The following is a 23,752-nucleotide window of genomic DNA, read 5'->3' as shown; positions in this document are numbered from 1 at the left end:
AGATGCCGGATGAAAAGATGAAGATGAGGCGCCACGCCGCGATCGGCTCGGCCCTAGTCGATCAGTGAAAACTCTTTGGCCAGAACACGTGAGAGATTGTCGAAATCGCAAGGCTTGGAAACGACTGTCAGGCCGTCCAGCTGAGCCCGGACACCGGGTACTTCCGCATATCCGCTGCAGATGACGAAGGGAATGTTCGCCGCCTTGAGCTCTTCGATGACGGGGAAGGACAATTCTCCCCTCAGATTGAGATCAATGACCGCGCCGTCGAGATCGGTGACGTTTATTTTTTCGAGCGCGGCGTCAACATGGGAAACCGGCCCGACAACATTGACGCCGAGGTCGGAGAGAAAATCTTCCATATCCATCGCGAGAAGTGCGTCATCTTCCAATACGAGGATCTGTTTTCCCTGGAAATCGTAGCTCATTGTCACCGTATTCTCATTACTTCGGCCCCGCAGGCCGCTTTCAATCAACATTGCAAAACCCCTGAACCCCGCGCTGGTTCCACGGATCGATAAAAAGAAAACAGTCGCCTCCGGTGTTGTCATACTCTAGCTTGCACAACTAATTTAGCGCCTACCGGGAATGTATTGCTGTGACTGGTTTTTCACCGTTTGCCAAACGAAGCCTTTTGATGCTGGCCGTGGGTGTTGCGATTTTGATTGGCATGGTCTCCGTGTCTTTATGGCTCGTCCAGGTGAACAACAGGTACTCACAGGAGACTGCGGAACTCCGACGTTTTCGTGCCGCGGTTTTCGATGTGCTGACGGCGATGCAGGACATTGAGACCGGGCAACGAGGATATCTGCTTGCCAACAACTCGGAATATCTAGCGCCTTATGAAGAGGCTCTGCGTACATTGCCGCAACGCCAGTCGAGACTCTTCGACCTGCTGAAGGAACAGCCTCAATATGCGCAGTCTCTTTCCGGTTTGAGGCGGGCGATTGAAGCCAAGCTGGCGGAGACAAGCGAAACCATTGAGCTGCAGCGCACGGGTCGAATCACGGAGGCAATTGAGATCGTTCGCAACAATGACGGCAAGCGCTTAATGAGCGAGATCAGAGGCATCTTGTCCAATCTGCAATCGAATGTCGACGATCGTTTGCGTGTCATTGTTAATGATCAGCTCGATGCCGCCAATACACTCCGATGGGTAACCGTGGGCGGCGCGCTTGCAATTCTCCTTGTCGTCGGCGGTTCGATCTTCCTTGTCTTCACCTATATCAAGGCTCTGACCCGGTCTCGGGAGGACGTTGACGAGCTTAACCGGAATCTGGAGGAACGTGTAGAAGGCAGGACACGCGATCTCCGCCGCGCCAATCAGGAAATCCAGCGCTTCGCCTACATCGTTACACACGACCTGCGGGCGCCGCTGGTAAATATAATGGGCTTTCTCTCCGAGTTCGACACCTCGCTGAAGTCGGTGAATGCTTATGTCCTTGCGGATGGGAAAACCCTGGCCGACGACGTCGTCCGCGAGGCGCGGTTGGCGGTGGAAGAGGATATTCCCGAGGCTATCGGCTTTATCCGCTCATCCACCCGCAAAATGGATCAGCTGATCAACGCGATCCTTAAAATATCCCGCGACGGCCAGCGCAAGCTGCAGCCCGAGAAGGTCGACGTAGAAACATTGCTCTTGTCACTTTCCGAGACGGTACGCCACCAGATCACGGCGAACGGCGGCGAGATCGATGTCGACACGCCGAAGCTGACGATCGTGACCGACCGCATATCCCTCGATCAGATTCTCGGAAATCTGTTCGACAATGCGGTGAAATACCAGATGCCTGGTCGTCCGCTGCGGCTGACGGCGCGCGCCTATCCGGCCGGGCGTGGTGCGATCTGTATCGAAGTCGGCGACAATGGGCGCGGTATCGGTGAAAAGGATCTCGAAAGGGTTTTCGAACTCTTTCGCCGGGCGGGCAATCAGGACCAGCCGGGAGAGGGTATTGGCCTTGCCCATGTTCGTTCGCTAATCAGAAATTTAGGAGGTGACATTAGAGTTGAGTCCAAACTCGGTGAGGGCAGCACGTTTTTCCTGCTGCTGCCGAGTGACCTCAGACGAGTGACGAAGGAAGGCGACACATGAAAGCGACCGGTCAGGAAGTGACGATCGTGATGATCGAAGACGACGAGGGCCATGCGCGGCTGATCGAAAAGAACGTGCGGCGGGCCGGCGTGAACAACGAGATCGTGCCGTTTACGCTCGGAGCTGAGGCGCTTGACTATATACTGGGCGAAAGTCGAGATGGCCTTGTCAGCAAAGACCGCTATCTTCTTGTCCTGCTCGACCTCAATCTTCCTGACATGTCGGGCATCAACATTCTCGAGCAGATCAAAAGCAACGAATACACCCGTCGTTTGCCCGTCGTGGTTTTGACAACTACCGATGACGAGACTGAAATTCAGAAATGCTATGATCTGGGCGCGAATGTTTACATAACCAAGCCGGTCGATTATGAGGGCTTCGCGACTGCCATCAAAAATCTTGGCCTGTTCTTTTCCGTAATTCAGATACCTTGAAGGCACGATGGCTCTGCGCGTTTTATATGTCGATGACGACCCGGCTCTGGCCCGGCTTTCGAGCCGCGTTCTTGGTCGCCACGGAATGGAGGTGGTTCATGCCGCCTCCGTGGCGTCCGGACTCGAGCTTTTTCAAAACGGGCAGTTCGATATCGTCGTTCTCGACCATTATTTCCAAACCGCGACGGGCATGGAATTTCTCGCCGCTATCGAGACGATACCGGCGCGTGTTCCCATTCTTTATGTGACGGGGTCCAACGAGGCGCAGATCGCCATGGATGCGCTCAGGGCAGGTGCCGCCGACTACGTCATCAAGAATGTCGGAGATGATTTCTTCCCGCTTCTGCTCACAGCCATTAATCAGGCATTGGAAAACCATCGCCTGCGCCAGACGAAGGAGGAGGCCGACCGTTTGCTGGTGAAGGCCAAAGAGCACGCGGAAATGATGGTGAAAGAGATGAACCATCGTGTCGCGAACAGTCTCTCACTGGTTTCCGCCATGATCCGACTGCAAATAAATACCCTGAAGTCGCAGGAAGCAGAAACCGCGTTGCTGGAAACGCAGAGCAGGATTTCGGCAATCGCCGGCGTTCACCGCAGCCTCTATAACACCGCGAATGTGGGCCTGGTCTCTCTCAATTCCTATCTGACCTCGATCATCGGTGATCTGTTTCAGGCCGTGCCCGGCTCTTCCTCCATCACTGTTGAAACGTCGCTGTGTGAGGTCGATTTGAATGCGGACCATGCCGTTGCGCTTGGCGTCATCATCACAGAACTTCTGACCAACGCGCTCAAATATGCCTACCCCGATCAAACCGGCGCCGTCCGGGTCAATCTCTCTGAAGAGAATGGGCAATTCATTCTGGTTGTGGAAGATGACGGGATAGGGTCGAACCCGCACATATCGCCGAAGGGCACAGGGTTGGGCACGAAACTGATCATGGCGATGGCGCAGAACATCGGCGCCCGTGTCGATCAGACACATACCCACCCGGACCGGAAGGTGGGTACGCGTTATACGATGAGTTGGAGCGAGAGATAGGGGCGGCGTTCTCGCCGGCTGTCCCAAGGTTCGCTTCCGTCATCGTGCCGTCCGGCGCATTCAGCACGCCAACCTGGCGGAGCTTTGTCACGATCCCTTCTGCCTTGCGCGGCTTTTCGCTGCCATTTTGTCACGGGGCCGTCTGCCTTCCGTGCAAAGAGAGATGCCGAATTTTGTAAGGCTTCCATCCATAACCGGATCAGCGCAATAGCTTTTGCACTTCCTTAACCTATGCGTTTTAGGGTTAAGAAAGCGCAAACCGTATCAGTGTGTTTACCATTTTCAGTAACGATTGTTGTAATACAGGTTTCCATTTTAATCGGGACTTAACCATTTTACGACAATCTTCATGACTGAAGAATTCACTGGCATCTGACGCCGAAACCGCATGTGTCTCTTCTGGAGTGGAAGTCATGAAAAACGCCCTGGCCGGATTTCTGGCCGTCCTGCTGACCGGTACCAGCGCCATCGCTGCCGATCTCTATCAAGCCGAGCCTGCCCCTGCTTATGTCGATGCACCCGAAGTGACCGTCACCCAGGCGAGTGGCTGGTACCTGCGCGGCGACGTCGGTTATTCCTTCAACAAGCTGCGCGGCGCCCATTATTATCAGGGTGGCCCCGGCGGCTATCTCGCGGATTTTGACACCGCGACGATCAAGGACAGCTATGTCATTGGCGCCGGCGTCGGTTATCAGTTCAACAACTATTTCCGTAGCGACGTGACCTTTGACTATATGGGTAAGTCGGATTTCCGCGGCTCCACGAGTGGCTCCTGCGGTTCCGTTCCCGGTCGCTGCGTCTCAGAGGACCTTAGCTCACTTCGCGCCTATACTCTGATGGCGAATGCCTATGTCGATCTCGGCACTTATGGGCGGGTGACGCCTTATGTCGGTGGCGGTATCGGCGGCTCCTACGTCAAGTGGGATAAGCTGCGCAACACATCCTGCAGCGTCAACGGCCTGGGTTGCGACCCGACCACTGAACATGGCGGCAAGGGCAAATGGCGCTTCGCCTACGCCCTGATGGCCGGCGCATCCATCGATGTAACCTGTAACCTGAAGGCCGATATCGGCTATCGTTTCCGCCACATCAACAAGGGCGATATGTTCGCTTATGAAAATGGCGGCGGTCCGGGCCGTGACAAGGGCCTTTATTCGCACGAAGTGCGCGTCGGCGGCCGTTATGTCTTCAACGGCTGCGATACCGCGCAATACATGCCGCCCGCCGATATTCCGCTGCAGCCTGCCGTTTATAAATAAACGTCACGCCCTGCTGGTAGTTTCAGACCGTCCGCATCCTCCGGGTGCGGGCGGTTTTGTTTTACCGGGACCTGACGCGGCGCATGACGCATATGGACCAAGATTCTTCTGCGTAGCGACATATTCCGCTTGACTGGGATGGGCGACAGGAATAGCAACGGCGTCAGGACACTCCACCCTAACGTGGAGCGCCTATCTGGAAGGGTAGTCAAATGACAGATATCGTGAAACCGGACGTCCGTCCGGGCAATACGCATTTTTCCTCTGGTCCCTGCTCGAAGCGTCCCGGTTGGTCGCTAGATGCTCTCTCCGATGCGCCGCTCGGTCGCTCGCATCGCGCCAAGGTTGGCAAAGCCAAGCTGAAGCAGGCCATCGATCTCACCCGTGAAGTTCTGAACGTTCCTGCCGATTATCGCATCGGTATCGTTCCCGCATCCGACACCGGCGCCGTTGAAATGGCGCTATGGTCGCTGCTCGGTGAACGCGGCGTCGATATGCTCGCCTGGGAAAGCTTTGGCGCTGGCTGGGTCACTGACGTCGTCAAGCAGCTGAAGCTGAAGGACGTCCGCAAATTGGAGGCCGATTACGGCCTGCTGCCGAACCTTGCCGAAGTCGATTTCGACCGTGACGTCGTCTTCACCTGGAACGGCACGACATCAGGCGTTCGCGTTCCCAACGCCGATTTCATTCCCGCCGACCGCAAGGGTCTGACCATCTGCGACGCCACTTCGGCAGCCTTCGCGCAGGACATGGATTTTACGAAACTCGACGTCGTCACTTTCTCCTGGCAGAAGGTTTTGGGCGGCGAGGGTGGCCATGGCGTCATCATCCTTTCGCCCCGTGCCGTCGAGCGTCTCTTGAACTACGCACCCGCATGGCCGCTGCCGAAAATCTTCCGCATGGTCTCCGGCGGCAAGCTGATCGAGGGCATCTTCACCGGCGAAACCATCAACACGCCGTCCATGCTCTGCGTTGAAGATTATATCGACGCGCTGCTGTGGGCGAAAAGCCTCGGTGGCCTCAAGGCGCTGATCGGCCGTGCCGATGCCAATGCCAAGGTTATCTACGACTTCATCGAGAAGAATAACTGGATCGCCAATCTGGCCCTCAAGCCGGAAACCCGCTCCAACACCTCCGTCTGCCTGAAGATCGTCGATCCCGAGGTGCAGGCATTGGATGCGGCTGCACAGGCCGATTTCGCCAAGGGCATCGTCGCCCTGCTCGAAAAGGAAAATGTCGCCCTCGATATCGGCGCTTACCGCGACGCTCCGTCCGGTCTGCGCATCTGGGCCGGCGCGACCATCGAGACGGCCGATATGGAAGCCGTCATGCCCTGGCTCGCCTGGGCTTACCAGACGCAGAAGGCAACACTTTCCAAGGCTGCCGCCTGATTTCGATACCGGCCCTGCGTTGATGCAGGGCCGCCGATTTCCCGTTCTCAAAAACCACACCCCTTTTCAAGGAGCCCGTGAACCATGGCACCTCGCGTACTTGTATCCGACGAACTGTCGGAAACCGCCGTCCAGATTTTCCGTGATCGTGGCGTCGAAGTCGATTTCCAGCCGAAACTCGGCAAGGACAAGGACAAGCTGGCTGAAATCATCGGCAATTACGATGGTCTTGCCATTCGTTCGGCGACGAAGGCGACCGAAAAGCTGATCGAAGCCGCGACCAACCTCAAGGTCATCGGCCGCGCCGGCATCGGCGTCGATAACGTCGATATCCCGGCCGCCTCGCGCCGCGGTATCATCGTCATGAACACGCCCTTCGGCAACTCCATCACCACTGCCGAACATGCTATTGCGCTGATGTTCGCAGTTGCCCGCCAGCTTCCGGCAGCCGACAGCTCCACGCAGGCCGGAAAGTGGGAAAAATCTAAGTTCATGGGTGTCGAAATCACCGGCAAGACGCTCGGCGTCATCGGTGCCGGCAATATCGGCTCCATCGTCTGCTCGCGTGCACTTGGCCTCAAGATGCATGTTCTTGCCTATGACCCCTTCCTGTCGCCGGAACGCGCGCAGGAAATGGGTGTGACCAAGGTTGAGCTGGACGAACTTCTGGCCCAGGCCGATTTCATCACCCTGCACGTGCCGATGACCGACAAGACGCGCGGCATCCTGAACGCTGAAAACCTCGCCAAGACCAAAAAGGGCGTGCGTATCGTTAACTGCGCCCGTGGCGGTCTGGTGGATGAAGCGGCCCTTGCCGAAGCCATCAAGTCCGGCCACGTCGCCGGCGCCGGTTTTGACGTGTTCGAAGTCGAGCCCGCCACCGAGAGCCCGCTTTTCGGCCTGCCGAATGTCGTCTGCACGCCGCATCTCGGTGCTTCCACCACGGAAGCGCAGGAAAACGTCGCCCTTCAGGTTGCCGAGCAGATGTCGGATTACCTCGTCAAGGGTGCGGTTTCCAACGCCATCAACATGCCGTCGATCACGGCTGAGGAAGCGCCGCGCCTGAAGCCCTTCATCCGTCTGGCGGATGTTCTCGGCTCCTTTGTCGGCCAGGTGCAGGAAAGCGCCACCAAGGAAATCGAAATCCTTTATGATGGCGCAACCGCCAACATGAACACCAAGGCACTGACCAGTGCCCTGCTGGCCGGCCTGATCCGCAGCCAGGTGGCCGATGTGAACATGGTTTCGGCCCCGGTGATGATCAAGGAAAAGGGTATCATCCTTTCCGAGGTCAAGCGCGACAAGACCGGCGTTTATGACGGCTATATCAAGCTGACGGTCAAGACGGAAAACCAGATCCGCTCGGTTGCCGGCACGGTCTTCTCGGATGGCAAGCCGCGCTTCATCCAGATCAAGAACATCAATATGGATGCGGATGTCGGATCGCACATGATCTACATCACCAATACCGACGTTCCCGGCATGATCGGCTTCATGGGCACCACGCTCGGCGAGGCTGGCGTCAACATCGCCAACTTCCAGCTCGGCCGTGAAAAGGAAGCCGGCGACGCCATCGCGCTGCTTTATGTCGACGGTCCGGTTTCCGAAACCGTGCTCGACAAGCTGCGCGCCAACCCGGCGATCCGCCAGGTCAAGCCGCTGACCTTCAACGTCGACTGATATCGTTCCTCCCAAGGGGACAATAAGGCCCGGCGCAGGGGAGACCCTGTGCCGGGTTTTTCGTTTATCCAGTGTCTGTTTCGTCGCAGAATATATGTGACTATCGCATTGGTTGCATATCACAAAAAATTTAAGGCAACTGCTCTAAAAATGATGATCATGAGTTGCTATATCGCCTGCTGACATGCCGCTCATGGGAGGGCGGCCAACAGGAGATAACGATGTTTGCTGCCTTTCGGCGCTTCAAGGGTTTGTTCGCAGTCGCCGCGCTTGGTATCGCGGTGTCTTTCGTGGCGGTTGATATGGCGGAAGCGCGTCGCGCCAGCGGCGGTTTCGGCAGCCGCGGCACGCGGACCTATTCCGCTCCGCCTTCGACCAGCACGGCACCCGGCCAGACCGCGCCGATAAACCGCAGCATGACTCCCAATACCAATCAGGCAGCACCGAGCGCTGCTCAGCCGGCCCGTCCCGGCGCGCAGGCGCCGCAGCAGAGCCGCGGCCTGTTCGGCGGCATGATGGGTGGTTTGATGGGCGGCCTCTTGATGGGCGGTCTGTTCGGAATGCTGCTGGGCGGCGGTTTTGGCGGCATGGCCGGTTTCTTCGGTATGCTGTTGCAGGTGGCTCTGATCGGCCTTCTGGTGATGCTCGCCATGCGTTTCTTCGCCTCGCGCCGTCAGGGCCAGCCCGCTTACGGCGCGGCCGGTGGATCGCAGCGTAGGGATCATTCCGGTTCTTCCTATAATGGCGGTTCGCAGCCGGGTTCTGCCGCATCCTCCTTCAAGATTCCGAAGATCGGCGCGCTGGCCGGCGCTGCGGGCGGCGTGGCCGCCAATGCCGCAACGGCAAAGCCTGCGCCTCCTGCCCCCGCGCCTCATGCCAATGCCGTGTCGGAAGGCGATGAAATCGGCATTACCCAAGGCGATCTCGAAACTTTCCAGAAAATGCTGGAAGACGTGCAGGCCGCCTATGCCGCCGAAGATTATGGCACATTGCGCAAGTTGACGACGCCGGAAGCCATGTCGTATCTCGCCGAAGAACTGAGCGACAACGCGACCAGCGGCGTGAAAAACGACGTGCGCGATGTGACGCTGCTACAGGGCGATGTTGCCGAAGCATGGCACGAAGAGGGCCAGGATTATGCAACGGTGGCTATGCGCTACTCCGCCATCGACGTGATGCGCGACCGTACCTCCGGCAAGGTGATCGAAGGTGACGAGCACCAGCCTTCTGAGGCGGTGGAAATGTGGACCTTCGTCCGCCGCCCCGGAAACGATAACTGGCAGGTCGCCGCTATTCAGGCGGCCGCCTGACGAATCGTAGCTTATTTAACAAATAAAGGCCCGGCGGTTCTCGTTACCGCCGGGCCTTTGCTCGTCACGCTCGCGGAAAACATGGTCACGCCGACGCTCGCTCGGCTAAGGGACAACAAGATGCGGTCAAAAAAACGACTGATAAATCTAACGGGTGATATCTCACGCGGCCATCGGCGGTGAACTCCGCTTCGTCCTGCTATGCAACGTTTTTAGCCCTGTTTGTCGCGACATGTTACCCGCGCATGGCTCTTCCGCTTCACGCAATTGCCTTTTTTCATTCATCCGGCATTCAGTCCCGGCGTCCTAACCACAGGGCACACACATCGATGTGACTTTTCGCGCCGGTTCTACACCGCTTTGGAAAGGGAACCTGAGGCGCGAAACAGCGTTGACAATCCATACCCGGCCCCTCCCAAGCCGGGCTGGATGGCCGGGCAATGCAGGCCCTGCGAGAACGGAGAGCTATCGAGATGAAACGCTTTGACCTGATCGACGGGATGCGTGGTTACTTCCTCGTCTTCATGCTGATCAACCATCTGGTGTTTGCTGGCGGCTTCTGGCTGGTGGAAATCAATCACCGGCAGTTTGCTTTTGTCGAGGACGCGCAGGGCTTCGTGTTCCTGTCCGGCCTGCTGATCGGCATGGTTTATGCGCGCAAGATGATGAAATATGGCTATGACGCCGGCAAACAGATGATCTGGAACCGGGCGATGGAGCTTTATCGTTATGCCATGGGCCTTGTCATCGCCGTGCTGTTTTTCCGCATGGTCATCCCGCATGCGCCTTATATCTGGTACAACTGGCTTGGCATGACGTCGTTCGACGATCCGCTGCGTCTCGCGGCGATTGCGACATTCCTCTTCCAGCCGACCTTCATGGATATTCTGCCGCAATATATCGTCTACATGATCTTTGCGCCGGTTCTGGTGAAGCTTTGTCTGGATGGCAAGTGGGCCTATGTCATGGCCGGCTCCCTGCTGGTCTGGATGGCGGGCCAGCTTGGCCTGCAGCAAATTGTGACGACCCCGCTCAACGAACTCGTCAAGGGGGCGGATGAGCAAGGTATCCGTGTCAGCTTCAACCTGCTCGGCTGGCAGCTGGTATTCTATTCGGCGCTGGTAATGGGCGCGATGACGGCGCAGAACCGCATTCCGTGGAAGGCGATCTTCTCGCCTGAGCGTACATGGTTGCCGAAAGCGGCGCTCGCCATCTGCCTGTTCTTCATGCCGCTGCGCATCGCCACTGCCTGGGGCCTGATGCCGGATTTCATGATGGGCAAATTCTCTACCATGGAAATCCGCGCCGATTTCGGCCCGGTCTATCTCATCAACTTCCTCGCCGTCGGCGTCGGCTTGACTTGGCTGGTGATTGCCGGTCCGAAGCACCACCGTCCGCTCGTGCGTTCCATCGCCGAAGGCGTCATCTGGGTGCTGTCGCTGAAGTTCCTGCAATTGCTCGGCCGCCATTCGCTGCAGGTCTATGTCTGGCATGTGGCGATCGTCTACGGCGTCTATTATCTCGACGGCCGCACGGCAGAACTGTCGCAGCTCAACAAGACGCTGATCGCCGTCACGGCGATTGGATTGCTGGCCTTGCCAGCCCTGTGGCGGGAGCGCGACAAGTGGTTCGGCAGCAGCGGCCAGAAGACGGCTGGCGCCTGAGGGCCGGGTCCCAGCCCGAATCTGACGGCTTTGCGGGGCGGTTTTCCGCCCCGTACTTGCGTGCGCGGCCATTCCTTTCTATATGCAGCCCTTAAATCCGCAGGATGATGAGACAGGACGGCCAACGAATGGCCAGGTTTCTCGCGACGGATGACCGACAGGCGGCGGGGCCTTTACCCCCGTTATGACTGACGATGGGAAAAAACGTGAATACGCTCGATTTTGACAAGAGGCCGGAAGATACCCGGATCGTTGTCGCCATGTCCGGTGGCGTCGATTCTTCTGTGGTGGCCGGTATCCTCAAGCGTGAGGGCTATGATGTCCTCGGCATAACTCTCCAGCTTTACGACCACGGTGCCGCTGTGCACCGCGCCGGCTCCTGTTGCGCCGGGCAGGATATCGACGATGCGCGCCGGGTCTGCGAAACGCTCGGCATTCCCCACTACGTGCTGGATTACGAAGCGCGGTTCCGCGAAACCGTCATCAACCCCTTTGCCGAAGCCTATGCGATGGGCGAAACGCCGATCCCCTGCGTGGCCTGCAACCAGACGGTAAAATTCGCCGATCTGCTCGCCACCGCGCAGGAACTGGGCGCCGATGCGCTGGCGACCGGTCATTACATTCGATCGCGCCCCAATCCCGTTGCCGGCCAGCCGGGGCGGCGTGCGCTCTATCGGCCGATCGACAGCGACCGTGACCAGAGCTGGTTCCTGTTTGCAACCACGCAGGAGCAGATCGATTATCTGCGCTTTCCGCTCGGCGGCCTCTCCAAGGCCGAAACACGGGCGCTGGCGGAAGAGATGGGGCTTGTCGTCGCCAAGAAGGCCGACAGCCAGGACATCTGTTTCGTGCCGCAGGGCAAATATACCGATATCATCAACAAGCTGAAGCCGAATGCGGCATTGGCGGGCGATATCGTTCATCTCGACGGCCGTGTGCTCGGCCGCCACGATGGTATCGTGCATTATACGATCGGCCAGCGCCGTGGTATCGGTGTCGCGACGGGGGAGCCGCTTTATGTCGTGCATCTCGATGCGCGCGGCCGCCGGGTCATCGTTGGCCCGCGTGAGGCGCTGGAAACCCGCCGGGTCTATCTGCGTGACATGAACTGGCTGGGTGACGGCGAACTGGCCGTCGACGCCGGGCAGGGCTTTGCCTGTTTCGCCAAGGTGCGCTCCACCCGCCCGCCGACGGAAGCGGTGCTGCATGCGGACGAAAACGGCATCTATGTCGATCTGATGACCGGGGAGGCCGGTGTCGCTCCTGGACAGGCCTGCGTGCTTTATTCCGCGCCGGGGGCCGATGCCCGCGTTTACGGCGGCGGTTTCATCGAACGGTCGGAACGCTCAGTGGATGCCGAGGCGTCGCTCAAGGCGCTTCTCGAAAAACCGGTTGCCGCCTGAAACCATTCGCTTTTTGCCATGATGCGGAAAGCGAATTTTTTGCGCATCTTGCGCTTGACACTTTGGGGAGCGGCACCTTATAAGCCGCTCATCCTGATGGAACGGCCGGTCACATGACTGTCACGTTTCCCCTGTGGCGGGGTAGCTCAGGTGGTTAGAGCAGCGGAATCATAATCCGCGTGTCGGGGGTTCAAGTCCCTCTCCCGCTACCATTTTCCTTGATCTGAAAAATCCAGACCGCGCCGTTCTGCGCCCGTGTTTCGTTGCTTTTCCGAGGCGGAGAAGCGATTGATTCTGCCAGCAAGTTTCGCCCAAAAAAAGGGAAACCCGCTTACTGCAAAAATGCAGCCAGCGGGTCTCAACCTCTACCCCCTCCCACAAGGGCGGCTGCACAAAAGCACATTGAAAGAATTATGGCAAGATCAAGGCGACCATATTGTTGCTGTTGACGGTCCTGTTCGCCAATTTAGCGGCGGATGGCAGAGCGTGACCTGTTCCGTGTGCCGTTCGTAAGGGGAGCGATAGGACACGATATTTTCGGTGCAGTTCATTTGTACGGGATTGGAAGAGGTATTTTCGTTCCGCTGCGGTTGATGATGTGTTTTGTGCGGTAAAACCCGTTCCGCACGATAAACCGTGGTATCGGCGGCATGCGATGTGCCGGGTATCGACGAGGCGGCGAATGCGGCGATCAAGAGAATTCTTCTGGGATATGCGGACATGGCTCTTCCCCACGTTGAACAACGCAGGAGAACCTGCTGTTCACATAAGCTGTTCCAGCGACATCGGCAAAAAAATGCCCGCTCAAGGCGGGCAATCAGAGGGGAACTGAGGTTAGGAGCCTCGCGTTTGAAACGGACATCTTCCGCATAAGTTCCGCTTGCGGAATAATTTCCGTCGCGCTCTGCGGATAGGCGGCTGCGAAGGCCAAATTTCAAGCCGCACGACACGGAACGATTCGCCGCGCGAACGACTATATTTAGAATACAATTCTATCTTTAGGGAAATTTGGAGCGGGCGAAGGGATTTGAACCCTCGACCCCAACCTTGGCAAGGTTGTGCTCTACCCCTGAGCTACACCCGCTCAAATCCACCGGTCCGGGGTAGTTCGCTGAACCGTGGGCCGCCAAGCGGCGACGGGCGCTATATCGCTCAATCGATTCTGGAATGCAACAGGGAAATGACAAAAACGCGAAAATTTCTTTGAGAAATGCGACAAGCGGCGGAAATGATTGAGAATTTTTCATCTCGCTGTTTTTTCCTGCGTTGCCAAGCGTCGGTTGCCCGCTTAATCAGGAAACAAGGATTGTGGAATCGGCAGAGACAGGCGGCAGGATATGGCGGAAAATTCCCGGAAGACGGCAACGGAGCTGTTCGAGTTTCTCGACGGACTCGGCATTTCCCACAGCACGAAGCAGCACGAACCGGTGTTTACCGTTGCCGAATCCCAGTCGCTGCGCGACCTCATTCCTGGCGGCCATACAAAGAACCTCTTTGTAAAGGACAAGAAGGATCAGTATTTCGTTCTGACCGTTGAGGAAAACGCGGTCGTCGATCTGAAAAGCGTTCACAAGACCATCGGTGCGGCAAGCCGTGTGTCCTTTGGCAGACCGGAAAAGATGCTTGAATATCTGGGCGTCGTGCCGGGCTCGGTGACAGTGTTCGGCGCCATCAACGACACGGACAGGCAGGTCACCTTCGTGCTCGACAGCGATCTTCTGGAAAACGAGTTGGTGAACGGCCATCCGCTTTCCAACGACCAGACGACAACGATCGCGTCCAAAGATCTCATTCGCTTTCTCGAGGCAACCGGACATGCGCCGCTTGTCTTGAAAGTCAGCGAGTGAGATACGATCTTTGCTTCAAATAAGCCAGATGACAGAAGTTTACGGGAGACCGGCATGAGCGGCGACAATAATCCTTACGGCGGTTCCTATAGCGGGCAGATGACTGCAAGTGCCCATCATAATGGCGAGCTGAACGGTGCGGCCTCCGGCCACATCAAGGACACCACGACGGCGGCTTTCTCCAGGGACGTTCTAGAGGAATCGCGTCGCCAGCCGGTACTGGTGGATTTCTGGGCGCCCTGGTGTGGCCCGTGCAAGCAACTGACGCCGGTGCTCGAGAAGGTCATCAACGAGGCGAATGGCCGCGTGAAGCTGGTGAAGCTGAACATTGACGATCACCCTTCGATTCCCGGCCAGCTCGGTATCCAGTCCATTCCGGCAATCGTCGCCTTTGCCGACGGCCGGCCCGTGGACGGCTTCATGGGCGCCGTGCCGGAAAGCCAGATCAAGCAGTTCATCGAGAAGATCGCCGGGCCTGACGCGGGCGACCCCAAGGCCGAGATCGAGGCTGTTCTGACAGAGGCCAAGCAGCTTCTGGCGGATGGCGATTTTAATGGTGCTGCGCAGCTTTTCGGCGCCGTCATGCAAGCCGATCCGGAAAATCCGGCAGCGATTGCCGGTATTGCCGAATGCATGATCGCTGCCGGTCAATATGAGCGGGCAAGCGAACTGCTCTCTTCGCTGCCTGCGGAACTCAACGAAGATGCGGGCATTCAGCTCGTTTCGAAAAAGATCGCGCAATATGAGGAAGCCCGCAAGATCGGCGACCCGGTGGCGCTGGAGCGCGAGCTCGCGCTCGATCCTGATCGTCACGAGGCGCGGGTGAAGCTTGCCAAGGTGCTGAATGCTCAAGGCCGGCGCGACGAGGCCGCGGACCATCTGCTATACGTCATGCGCAAGGACCGGACCTTCGACGATGACGGCGCGCGCCGCCAGCTTCTGGAGTTCTTCGAGGCCTGGGGCTTCAAGGACCCGGCAACCGTTGCCGGCCGCAGGAAGCTTTCGGCGATACTGTTTTCGTAGTGCGGGCATATCCCGGCTGTGGCGGTCGATCCGCCGGCCGGGCAGCAGTGAACAGGGGGGCGTGATTCCCATGCATGTCGGAAATGCGAGATATGTGAAGAACGACGATCTGCCGGAAACCGTGCCGGTGTTTCCATTGCCGGGCGCGCTTCTTCTACCGGAAGGCCATCTTCCGCTCAATATTTTCGAGCCCCGATATCTCGCGATGATCGACTGGGCATTGTCCGGCCATCGCATCATCGGCATGGTGCAGCCCGCCCTGCATGTCATCGAGGCGGGGCTTGAGGGCGGTCCGCTGAGCGCGGTCGGATGCCTCGGCCGCATTACATCCTTTTCTGAAACCGGTGATGGCCGTTATATCATCTCGCTCACCGGCGTGTGCCGCTTCCGTCTGTTGGAAGAGGTGGAGGCGGGCAAACCCTATCGCAGCTTCCGGCATGCGCCTTTCATCGCCGATCTTTCCGGCGAATACGATGAGGATGCGGTGGACCGTGAAAACCTGCTGCGGGTATTCCGCTCGTTTCTGGAGGCCAACCAGCTGGAGGCGGATTGGGAAAGCGTGGAAAGGGCGGGCAATCGCGTTCTCGTCAATTCGCTTTCCATGATGTCTCCCTTCGGACCGGCTGAAAAACAGGCACTGCTGGAAGCGCCTGACCTGAAGACACGGGCCGAAACATTGATCGCCATCACCGAGATCGTCCTCGCCCAGGGATCGGGCGAGGGCGGCAACGTGCTGCAATAGGATCGCCGCCATGGACGACAGGATGAGCAATGTCGATCCCAGGCTCCTGGAGCTTCTGGTCTGCCCTTTGACGAAAGGGCGCCTTTCCTATGACCGCGCCCGCAATGAGCTTATCTCCGAAAGCGCCAGGCTTGCTTATCCGATCCGTGACGGTGTGCCGATCATGCTGATTTCGGAAGCGCGAAAAATAGAAGACTGACCTTCCCGCTTACCCGCCTTCGCACATTGCGCGTCGCGAATTGACGAAGATGCGTTGACAACCATGCGTGGATTTGACCAGAGTCCTGCCCGACATGTCTGTTGCGGGGAGAAAACTGATGTCGTTGCGCGCGCTCGTCCGGATTTCGCTGGTTGCGGTTTCCACCGCCCTGTTTTTCCCGCCAGCCATGGCGGCGGAGCCCTCCCGCAAGGTCGTTACGACCCAAAATGGCGATTATTTCGGCTTCGATCTGAGGACGGAGCAGAATGTCTCGCTGGAGCAATGCGGCGACATTTGCGTCGGCGATACCGCCTGCAAGGCCTTCACCTACAATCCCAAGGTGAAATGGTGCTTCCTCAAATCGGATTTCAATCAGCTGAACGCCTTCCCCGGCGCAGTGGCCGGGAAGATCGTGGAAGTGGCCACGGAAGCCGATATCGGCGCGCCGCAGCGCCTGTCCTTCGTGACCGACAGCCTGCAGCAGGAAGCGCGCCGGCTGAAATCCGGCCTTGCGGCAAATGAGGGCGAGGGCGAACAGGGCCTGGAAGCCCTTGTGCAGATCGCGCGGCAGCAGGCAGCAGCAGGCAATATTCCCGATGCCGTCACGACCTACAAACAGGCCCTTGCGATCACGCCTGACGATGGCGCGCTCTGGGCGGAATTGTCGGAAAAGGCGGCGCAGGTTACTGATAATTATTCCATTGCCGGGCAGGCGGCGTCTGCCGCCATCAATGCCTATCAGCTGAGCCGCACGGTCAGCGCCCGCACCGAGGCCCTGAACCGGCTGGCGAAGGCTTTTGCGCGAACCCAGAATTATCGCGCGGCGCTCAGTGCTTATAAGGAGAGCCTTGCACTTACCGACAATGCGCAGACAAAGGCGGCCTATGCCGATCTGCGCACGCGTCAGGGTTTCCGCGTCATCAACAATACCGTGGATACGGACAGTATCAGCCCGCGCGCCTGCGTGCAATTTTCCGAGCCGCTGGTGAAGAACGGTGTCGATTATTCCTCGTTCGTCACGCTGGACGGGGCCGCTCCCAAGGCCATCGAGGCGAAGGGAAGCGAGATTTGCGTGGAAGGCCTGACCCATGGTCAGCGTTACAAGATCGCGCTTCGCGCCGGCTTGCCGTCTTCAGTGGAAGAGCCACTGGAAAAGCAGGTCGATCTCGATATTTATGTGCGTGACCGCGCCGCCAGCGTTCGCTTTACCGGCGAGAATTTCGTGCTGCCGGGCACGGCCCGCCGCGGCATTCCAATCGTTTCTGTCAATGCCGACAAGGCGGACCTGAAGCTTTATCGCGTCGGCGACCGCAATATCACCTCGCTTCTTTCAAACTCGCAGTTTCTGACGCAAATGGACGGCTATAATGCCGACCGCATTGAAAACGAGATCGGCGAACTCGTCTGGCAGGGCTCGATCGATATCCAGCCCGATCTCAACAAGGACGTGGTTACAAGTTTCCCGGTGGATGAGGCCCTGCCGGAGCGCAAACCCGGCATCTATGTGCTGACCGCCGTGCCGCCGGGCGTAGCACCTGAAACCTGGGATTCCCGCGCCACGCAATGGTTCCTGGTGTCGGATACCGGCATTACCACCTATGCCGGCACTGACGGCCTGAATGTCTTCGTCCGCGCCCTCGGCAGCGCCAAGCCGCTTGCGGATGTGGATTTGCAGCTGCTTGCCAAGAATAACGAGGTGCTGGGCACGGCAAAGACCGACGCGGAGGGCCGCGCGGTATTCTCGGCCGGCCTGATGCGCGGTACCGCGGCACAGGCGCCGGCAATCCTGACGGCGCGCAACGGCGACAAGGATTACGTCTTCCTGGACATGACCCGCGCCGGCTTCGATCTTTCGGATCGTGGCGTGACGGGCCGTGCAGCCCCCGGCGCCATCGACGTGTTCAGCTGGACCGAGCGCGGCATTTACCGCGCCGGCGAGACCGTGCACGCCGCAGCGCTTGCCCGCGACGTCGACGGCAAGGCAATCGAGGATCTTCCGCTCACCTTCATCTTCTCGCGCCCTGATGGCGTCGAGGACCGACGTTTCGTCAGCGATGGTAAGGCACTGGGCGGCCATACTGTCGATCTGCCATTGCAGGCAAATGCGATGCGCGGCACCTGGACTTTGCGCATCCACACCGACCCGAAAACGGCTGCGATCAGCGAAAAGAGTTTCCTCGTCGATGATTTCGTGCCTGACCGGGCGGAATTCGACCTCTCCAGCAAGGCGAAACAGATCGATCCGGGCGCGGAAACGGCCATCGACGTCGATGGCCGTTATCTCTATGGCGCGCCCGCCGCCGGCCTGACGCTGGAAGGTGAGATCGCCATCAAGCCGACGCGCACCAGCGCCGATTTCGAAGGTTATTTCTTCGGTCTGGCCGATGAGGAAAGCGAAGAGGAAAACCGCACCACGCTTGCCGATCTGCCTGATCTGGATGAAGAGGGCAAGGCTAGCTTCAATGTCGATCTGACCGATCTGCCTTCCACTACCCAGCTTCTTTCGGCCAACATCACCGTGCGCATGCAAGAGGCCGGGGGCCGTGCCGTCGAGCGCTCGCTGACGCTGCCTATCAAGGCGGATGCGCCTGTCATCGGCATCAAACCGCAATTTTCCGGCGATCTCGCTCAAAATTCCGTTGGTCGTTTCCACATCATTGGCGTCAGTGCCGACGGCGCCAGACAGGCGATGAATGGCCTGACCTGGAAACTCATCAAGGTAGAGCGGAACTATCAATGGTATCGTCAGGGTAACTCCTGGCGTTACGAGCCGGTGGAATATACCAAGCAGCAGGAAACCGGCACCCTGTCCGTCGATGCCAATGGTGGCGAGATTTCCGTGCCTGTCACCTGGGGCCGCTACCGGCTGGAAGTGGAGGGCGCCGGCAATGGCGCGCCGGTTTCCAGCGTTGAATTCGATGCCGGTTTTTATGTCGAGGCAAGCTCGACGGAAACGCCGGATGCGCTGGAAATCGCTCTCGACAAACAGAGCTACAAGATCGGCGATACGGCCAAACTCAAGATTTCGTCGCGTTTTGCCGGCGAGTTGATGGTGACATCAGGTTCGGAGAAGCTGATTTCCGTTCAGAATGCCGAGATCGGCGCGGATGGCGGCGAGATCGATATTCCGGTCACCGAGGAATGGGGCGCGGGCGCTTATGTCACGGCCACGCTGTTCCGCCCGGGCGATGCGCAGGAAAGCCGCATGCCGATGCGCGCCATCGGCATCAAGTGGCTCGCCGTCGATCCGGCCGAGCGCAAACTTGCCGTCACGCTTGGCGCGCCGCAGAAAACGCTGCCGCGCCAGCCGCTTGAAATTCCGATCACGGTCGCCGGCGCTGACGTGGGCGAAAAGGCTTATGCCATCGTTGCGGCAGTCGATGTCGGCATATTGAACCTTACCCGCTACGAGCCGCCGAAGCCGGATGAATGGTACTTTGGCCAGCGTCGGCTGGGACTGGAAATCCGCGACCTTTACGGCCGCCTGATCGACGGTTCACTTGGCGCCACCGGCCGGCTGCGCACTGGCGGTGACGGCGGACAGGTTGCTCTTCAGGGCAGCCCACCCACGGAAAAGCTCGTGGCCTTCTTTGCCGGTCCGGTCGAACTTGACGCGGACGGCAAGGCGACAGTCAGCTTCGATATTCCGCAGTTCAACGGCACGGCCCGCATCATGGCGGTGGCCTGGACGAAGACAGGCGTGGGACATGCGGTTTCCGATGCCGTCATTCGCGATCCTCTCGTTGTCACGGCTAGCGCGCCGAAATTCCTCGCACCCGGCGATGTGTCGCAATTGCGGCTCAATATCGCCAATACGGATGGCGAGGCCGGTGATTACCGGCTGGATGTGACCAGTAATACGGCGCTGACGGTCGATCAGGGCGAGATGTCGCAAACTCTCGCGCTTCAGAAAGGCGGCAAGTCGTCGCTGACAGTGCCGCTGACGGGCGAACAGCCCGGCAATGGTGCGATCACCATCAAGGTCTCCAATGCATCGGGTGTCTCGCTGGAGCAGGTGCTGAATGTTCCGGTGCGCCCGGCCGTTCTGCCCGTTACGACGCGGCGCGAAATCAAGATCGCGCCAAATAGTAGCCTGACCATCAATGGCGATTTATTGGCTGACAGCATGCTGCTCGGTTCTTCGGTCGCGATCAATGTCACCCGCTCGCCTGCCTTCGATATTCCGGCGCTGGTGATGATGCTGGACAAATATCCTTATGGCTGCGCCGAACAGACGACGAGCCGGGCGTTGCCGCTGCTTTACGTTTCGGAACTGACGAAGGATAGCGGCATGGTCGAGGACCCGGATACCCGCAAGCGGGTGCAGGAGGCGATCTACCGCGTGCTGTCCTTCCAGTCGAGTTCTGGCAGCTTCGGCCTCTGGTCGCCGGGCTACGGCGATCTGTGGCTCGATGCCTATATCACCGACTTCCTGACCCGCGCCCGCGAACAGAATTACGATGTTCCCGAAACGGCCATGGTGCAGGCGCTGAACAACCTGCAGAACGGTCTTTCCTATGACAGCAATGTCAAGGATCGCGGCAACGAGATCGCCTATTCGCTTTATGTCCTGGCGCGCAACCGCAAGGCGGCGATCAATGATCTCAGATATTACGCGGATACGGCGCTGGCCGATTTCGCCACGCCGCTCGCCAAGGCGCAGGTTGCTGCCGCCCTTTCGCTTTATGGCGATCAGGCCCGTTCGAAGGCCGTATTCGGCGCTTCGCTCGACATGGCAAGCCGCACCACCAATGTCAGCTTCGCCCGCGCCGATTATGGCTCGGCCCTGCGTGACGGGGCGGCGACGCTGGCGCTTGCGGCGGAAAGCCGTCCGGTTCCGGCCGTCGTGCCGCAGCTTGCCGGTGCCGTGGCCAAGGAATGGGAAAAGAAGCCTTATACCAGCACCCAGGAACAGGCATGGATGCTGCTGGCCGCCCGCGCCGTGAAAGGCGAGGACAGGGATATTCGCCTGGATGTGAACGGTGACTTGCAGACCGGCGGCTTCGGCAAGCGGATGAGCGGCGATGAATTGCTGGCCGCCCCCTTGAAGATCGCCAATGCCTCGGCCGATCCGGTCACGGCTGTCGTCACCACGGTGGCGCCGCCGGCGCAGCCGCTTGCCGCAGGCGGCGAAGGCTTCACCATTACCCGCACCTATTATTCCATGGATGGCGAGGAGGTGAACCCGAGCGAGGTGATCCAGAACGAGCGTTATGTCGTGGTGCTGAATGTGGTGCCGCAGAATAACTGGCAGTCGCGCATTCTGGTGACTGACCTGTTGCCCTCCGGTTTCGAAATCGACAATCCGAGCCTCGTCAATTCTGCGCAACTGTCGAATTTCGACTGGTTGCCGGAAACGGAAGCGGCGCATACCGAATTCCGCTACGACCGTTTCGTGGCGGCCTTCGACCGCTCGGCCGGTGACAGTTCGGAGATTGCGCTCGCTTATGTGGTGCGCGCCGTCACCCCAGGAACCTATGACCACCCGGCAGCCTCGGTTGAGGATATGTACCGGCCGCAATTTGCCGCCCGCACGGCAACCGGCCGCATGGAGGTGCGCTCGGCAAACCCATGAGGCGACGCAAGGCGATCATTGTCGGCATCATGACGGCCGCTCTGCTTATGGGCGGCGCGGCCTTCGGTCTCGATGCGCTGGACAAGGCCTATCCGCCGCCGCTGGACGCTGCGCAGCAACGCTCCTTCGAGGTTCTGGACCGCGACGGCAAGCTTTTGCGCGCCTTTGCGACACCCGATGGCCGCTGGCGACTGAAAACCACGGCGGCCGAAGTCGACCCACTGTTCCTACGCATGCTGGTGGCCTATGAAGACCAGCGTTTCTATGAGCATCACGGCGTCGATCCCTTCGCGCTTTTGCGCTCCGCCTGGCAATTGGTCAGCAACGGCCGGATCGTTTCCGGCGCATCGACGCTTTCCATGCAGGTGGCGCGGCTGATCGAGCCGCGCGCCGATCGGTCATTTTCGGCGAAATTCCTGCAGGCCGCGCGCGCGCTCCAGATTGAGAGGCGACTCACCAAGGCGGAAATCCTCGATCTCTATCTGAATATCGCGCCCTATGGCGGCAATCTCGAAGGCGTTCGCGCCGCAAGCCTCGCCTGGTTCGGCAAGGAACCGGGCCGGCTCGATACGGCGGAGGCGGCCCTATTGGTGGCGCTGCCGCAATTGCCGGAAAAGCGACGCCCGGATCGTTTTCCAGAGACGGCGAAACAGGCGCGCGAGCGCGTATTGCAACGGCTTGCCGTCGAGCGCGTCGTGGGTGAGGGGGAGGCGGAACGTGCGGCTCTTGCGAGTACGCCTTCCAGCCGGCGCGATCTTCCGGCCTATGCGCCGCATATGGCCGTCGCCGCGCGGGTGAAATTCCCAAATACTGCCGCGGTGCGCTCCACGCTGAAACTGCCGATCCAGCGGGAGCTGGAGGGTGTCGCCCGCCATGCTGCGGAAAAGCTCGGCGACAGGGTCTCCGTCGCCATCGTCATGGCGGATGCGCAGAACGGCGATATTCTGGCGGAAGTGGGGTCGGCGGACTATCTCGATACGGCAAGACGCGGTTTCGTGGAGATGAGCCGGGCCATTCGCTCGCCGGGCTCCACCCTCAAGCCATTCATCTACGGCCTTGCCTTCGAAGACGGTCTTGTCGGACAGGAAACCATCATCGAAGATCGCCCGGCCGACTTTTCCGGCTACAGGCCGCGCAATTTCGACATGCATTATCAAGGCGATGTCAGCATCCGGCAGGCGCTGCAACTGTCGCTTAATGTTCCTGCCGTCAAGCTGCTCGATGCGGTCAGCCCCTCGGCGCTGATGGTGCGGTTCCGGCGGGTGGGCGTCAAACTCGCACTTCCCGCCAATGAAGCGCCCGGCCTTGCCATCGCCCTTGGCGGCGCGGGTATTTCGCTGGTCGATCTGGTGCAGCTTTATGCGGGGCTTGCCGGCGGCGGCGATCCCGTGCGGCTTGGAGACGGTGTCCGCGCCGCCCCGGAACGGCTGGAGAGCGACCGTTTATTCTCCGATGCGGCGATCTGGAACATCTCCGACATCCTGTCCGGCGTGCTGCCGCCGCTCGGCATGAAACAGCGCGGCATCGCCTACAAGACCGGCACCAGCTATGGCTATCGCGATGCCTGGTCGGTGGGTTATGACGGGCGGCATGTAGTTGGTGTCTGGGTCGGCCGGGCCGACAATGGCGCGGTGCCGGGCATTGCCGGTTATGCAACGGCCGCCCCGATCCTGTTCGAGGCCTTCGAGAAATCCGGCGTGGCGATCACGCCGATGCCGGCCGCACCTTCCGGTGTCGCGCGGGTGGCGGTCAATGACCTCCCCGCCAATCAGCGGCGTTTCACCACGACGGCCAGCGGCCTGCTTTCCGCTTCAAGACGTGAAAGCGCCCCGCGCATCGTTTACCCGCCCGAGGGCGCGCGTGTGGAGCTTTCCGGTCAGTCAGGCATCTCGCCGCTGGTGCTGAAGCTGCAGGGCGGGCGGGCACCTTTTCGCTGGCTCGCCAACGGTTTGCCTTTGCCGAATGCATCCCATCGCCGCAACAGCGAATGGCGGCCCGAAGGTCAGGGATTTTCCACACTCACGGTGATCGACGCCGACGGACGTGCCTCGAGCGTGCGGGTTTTCGTCGAGTAATTCGCAGGAAAATTTG

The 23,752-nt window shown here is 59.3% G+C and carries 16 protein-coding genes and 2 tRNA genes; 16 read left to right on the top strand and 2 right to left on the bottom strand.

Annotation, left to right across the window (positions count from 1 at the left end):
* Nucleotides 1-53: 53 nt before the first annotated feature.
* Nucleotides 54-428 carry a response regulator gene (locus tag ACQZ48_RS03195; RefSeq protein ID WP_448728532.1) on the bottom strand — a complete coding sequence of 125 codons (375 nt, stop codon included), beginning with the start codon at nucleotides 426-428 and terminating at the stop codon, nucleotides 54-56.
* Nucleotides 429-637: 209 nt separating this feature from the next.
* Between ACQZ48_RS03195 and ACQZ48_RS03190 the strand changes: the two genes are divergently transcribed.
* The 10 genes from ACQZ48_RS03190 to ACQZ48_RS03145 all read left to right on the top strand — a co-directional run bounded on the left by ACQZ48_RS03190 (nucleotide 638) and on the right by ACQZ48_RS03145 (nucleotide 12,487).
* Entirely contained in the window at nucleotides 638-2,092 is a 1,455-nt protein-coding gene (locus ACQZ48_RS03190; protein WP_077985251.1) for a sensor histidine kinase, read from the top strand.
* Nucleotides 2,089-2,526, top strand: a complete 438-nt coding sequence (locus ACQZ48_RS03185; protein WP_077985250.1) for a response regulator — start codon at nucleotides 2,089-2,091, stop codon at nucleotides 2,524-2,526. Before ACQZ48_RS03190 ends, ACQZ48_RS03185 begins: the two co-directional genes overlap by 4 nt.
* 7 nt (nucleotides 2,527-2,533) lie before the next feature.
* Nucleotides 2,534-3,568, top strand: a complete 1,035-nt coding sequence (locus tag ACQZ48_RS03180) for a sensor histidine kinase (protein ID WP_142914090.1) — start codon at nucleotides 2,534-2,536, stop codon at nucleotides 3,566-3,568.
* Between the two features lie 413 nt (nucleotides 3,569-3,981).
* Nucleotides 3,982-4,827 (top strand): outer membrane protein, encoded by an 846-nt coding sequence (locus ACQZ48_RS03175; RefSeq protein WP_374637268.1) that lies wholly within the window; start codon nucleotides 3,982-3,984, stop codon nucleotides 4,825-4,827.
* A gap of 212 nt (nucleotides 4,828-5,039) precedes the next feature.
* A complete protein-coding gene (locus ACQZ48_RS03170) occupies nucleotides 5,040-6,218 on the top strand; it encodes a phosphoserine transaminase (protein WP_448728531.1) in 1,179 nt (392 codons plus the stop codon).
* 84 nt (nucleotides 6,219-6,302) lie between these two features.
* Complete coding sequence (serA, locus tag ACQZ48_RS03165; protein ID WP_046799887.1) at nucleotides 6,303-7,898, top strand: phosphoglycerate dehydrogenase; 1,596 nt, start codon at nucleotides 6,303-6,305, stop codon at nucleotides 7,896-7,898.
* Between the two features lie 221 nt (nucleotides 7,899-8,119).
* Complete coding sequence (locus ACQZ48_RS03160) at nucleotides 8,120-9,208, top strand: Tim44 domain-containing protein (RefSeq protein WP_448728530.1); 1,089 nt, start codon at nucleotides 8,120-8,122, stop codon at nucleotides 9,206-9,208.
* Between the two features lie 473 nt (nucleotides 9,209-9,681).
* Nucleotides 9,682-10,872 (top strand): OpgC family protein, encoded by a 1,191-nt coding sequence (locus ACQZ48_RS03155; protein WP_077985247.1) that lies wholly within the window; start codon nucleotides 9,682-9,684, stop codon nucleotides 10,870-10,872.
* A 206-nt stretch (nucleotides 10,873-11,078) separates the two neighbouring features.
* Nucleotides 11,079-12,275, top strand: coding sequence for a tRNA 2-thiouridine(34) synthase MnmA (gene mnmA / locus ACQZ48_RS03150; RefSeq protein WP_077985344.1), 1,197 nt, complete (start codon nucleotides 11,079-11,081; stop codon nucleotides 12,273-12,275).
* A gap of 135 nt (nucleotides 12,276-12,410) precedes the next feature.
* Nucleotides 12,411-12,487, top strand: a tRNA-Met gene (locus ACQZ48_RS03145).
* 797 nt (nucleotides 12,488-13,284) lie between these two features.
* Here ACQZ48_RS03145 and ACQZ48_RS03140 read toward each other — a convergent pair.
* Nucleotides 13,285-13,359: transfer RNA gene (locus ACQZ48_RS03140), tRNA-Gly, on the bottom strand.
* Between the two features lie 253 nt (nucleotides 13,360-13,612).
* Between ACQZ48_RS03140 and ACQZ48_RS03135 the strand changes: the two genes are divergently transcribed.
* The 6 genes from ACQZ48_RS03135 to pbpC all read left to right on the top strand — a co-directional run bounded on the left by ACQZ48_RS03135 (nucleotide 13,613) and on the right by pbpC (nucleotide 23,736).
* A complete protein-coding gene (locus ACQZ48_RS03135; RefSeq protein WP_077985246.1) occupies nucleotides 13,613-14,122 on the top strand; it encodes a prolyl-tRNA synthetase associated domain-containing protein in 510 nt (169 codons plus the stop codon).
* A 54-nt stretch (nucleotides 14,123-14,176) separates the two neighbouring features.
* Complete coding sequence (gene trxA, locus ACQZ48_RS03130) at nucleotides 14,177-15,145, top strand: thioredoxin (RefSeq protein ID WP_077985245.1); 969 nt, start codon at nucleotides 14,177-14,179, stop codon at nucleotides 15,143-15,145.
* Between the two features lie 70 nt (nucleotides 15,146-15,215).
* Complete coding sequence (locus tag ACQZ48_RS03125; RefSeq protein WP_162520637.1) at nucleotides 15,216-15,887, top strand: LON peptidase substrate-binding domain-containing protein; 672 nt, start codon at nucleotides 15,216-15,218, stop codon at nucleotides 15,885-15,887.
* Nucleotides 15,888-15,897: 10 nt separating this feature from the next.
* A complete protein-coding gene (locus ACQZ48_RS03120) occupies nucleotides 15,898-16,086 on the top strand; it encodes a Trm112 family protein (RefSeq protein WP_191216752.1) in 189 nt (62 codons plus the stop codon).
* A 118-nt stretch (nucleotides 16,087-16,204) separates the two neighbouring features.
* A complete protein-coding gene (locus tag ACQZ48_RS03115; RefSeq protein WP_191216751.1) occupies nucleotides 16,205-21,661 on the top strand; it encodes an alpha-2-macroglobulin family protein in 5,457 nt (1,818 codons plus the stop codon).
* A complete protein-coding gene (pbpC, locus tag ACQZ48_RS03110) occupies nucleotides 21,658-23,736 on the top strand; it encodes a penicillin-binding protein 1C (RefSeq protein WP_191216750.1) in 2,079 nt (692 codons plus the stop codon). Before ACQZ48_RS03115 ends, pbpC begins: the two co-directional genes overlap by 4 nt.
* The last annotated feature ends 16 nt before the right edge of the window (nucleotides 23,737-23,752 follow it).

The organism is Agrobacterium sp. 22-209-1 (assembly GCF_053522485.1).
Note: the sequence above shows the minus strand (reverse complement) of the source record. Positions and strands in the feature narration are given on the sequence as shown.

Excerpts from the sequence above, each read along its gene's own strand:
- ACQZ48_RS03195 (WP_448728532.1), bottom strand. The coding sequence starts at position 428 with ATGAGCTACGATTTCCAGGGAAAACAGATCCTCGTATTGGAAGATGAC.
- ACQZ48_RS03190 (WP_077985251.1), top strand. The coding sequence starts at position 638 with ATGCTGGCCGTGGGTGTTGCGATTTTGATTGGCATGGTCTCCGTGTCT.
- ACQZ48_RS03185 (WP_077985250.1), top strand. The coding sequence starts at position 2,089 with ATGAAAGCGACCGGTCAGGAAGTGACGATCGTGATGATCGAAGACGAC.
- ACQZ48_RS03180 (WP_142914090.1), top strand. The coding sequence starts at position 2,534 with ATGGCTCTGCGCGTTTTATATGTCGATGACGACCCGGCTCTGGCCCGG.
- ACQZ48_RS03175 (WP_374637268.1), top strand. The coding sequence starts at position 3,982 with ATGAAAAACGCCCTGGCCGGATTTCTGGCCGTCCTGCTGACCGGTACC.
- ACQZ48_RS03170 (WP_448728531.1), top strand. The coding sequence starts at position 5,040 with ATGACAGATATCGTGAAACCGGACGTCCGTCCGGGCAATACGCATTTT.
- serA (WP_046799887.1), top strand. The coding sequence starts at position 6,303 with ATGGCACCTCGCGTACTTGTATCCGACGAACTGTCGGAAACCGCCGTC.
- ACQZ48_RS03160 (WP_448728530.1), top strand. The coding sequence starts at position 8,120 with ATGTTTGCTGCCTTTCGGCGCTTCAAGGGTTTGTTCGCAGTCGCCGCG.
- ACQZ48_RS03155 (WP_077985247.1), top strand. The coding sequence starts at position 9,682 with ATGAAACGCTTTGACCTGATCGACGGGATGCGTGGTTACTTCCTCGTC.
- ACQZ48_RS03135 (WP_077985246.1), top strand. The coding sequence starts at position 13,613 with ATGGCGGAAAATTCCCGGAAGACGGCAACGGAGCTGTTCGAGTTTCTC.
- trxA (WP_077985245.1), top strand. The coding sequence starts at position 14,177 with ATGAGCGGCGACAATAATCCTTACGGCGGTTCCTATAGCGGGCAGATG.
- ACQZ48_RS03125 (WP_162520637.1), top strand. The coding sequence starts at position 15,216 with ATGCATGTCGGAAATGCGAGATATGTGAAGAACGACGATCTGCCGGAA.
- ACQZ48_RS03120 (WP_191216752.1), top strand. The coding sequence starts at position 15,898 with ATGGACGACAGGATGAGCAATGTCGATCCCAGGCTCCTGGAGCTTCTG.
- ACQZ48_RS03115 (WP_191216751.1), top strand. The coding sequence starts at position 16,205 with ATGTCGTTGCGCGCGCTCGTCCGGATTTCGCTGGTTGCGGTTTCCACC.
- pbpC (WP_191216750.1), top strand. The coding sequence starts at position 21,658 with ATGAGGCGACGCAAGGCGATCATTGTCGGCATCATGACGGCCGCTCTG.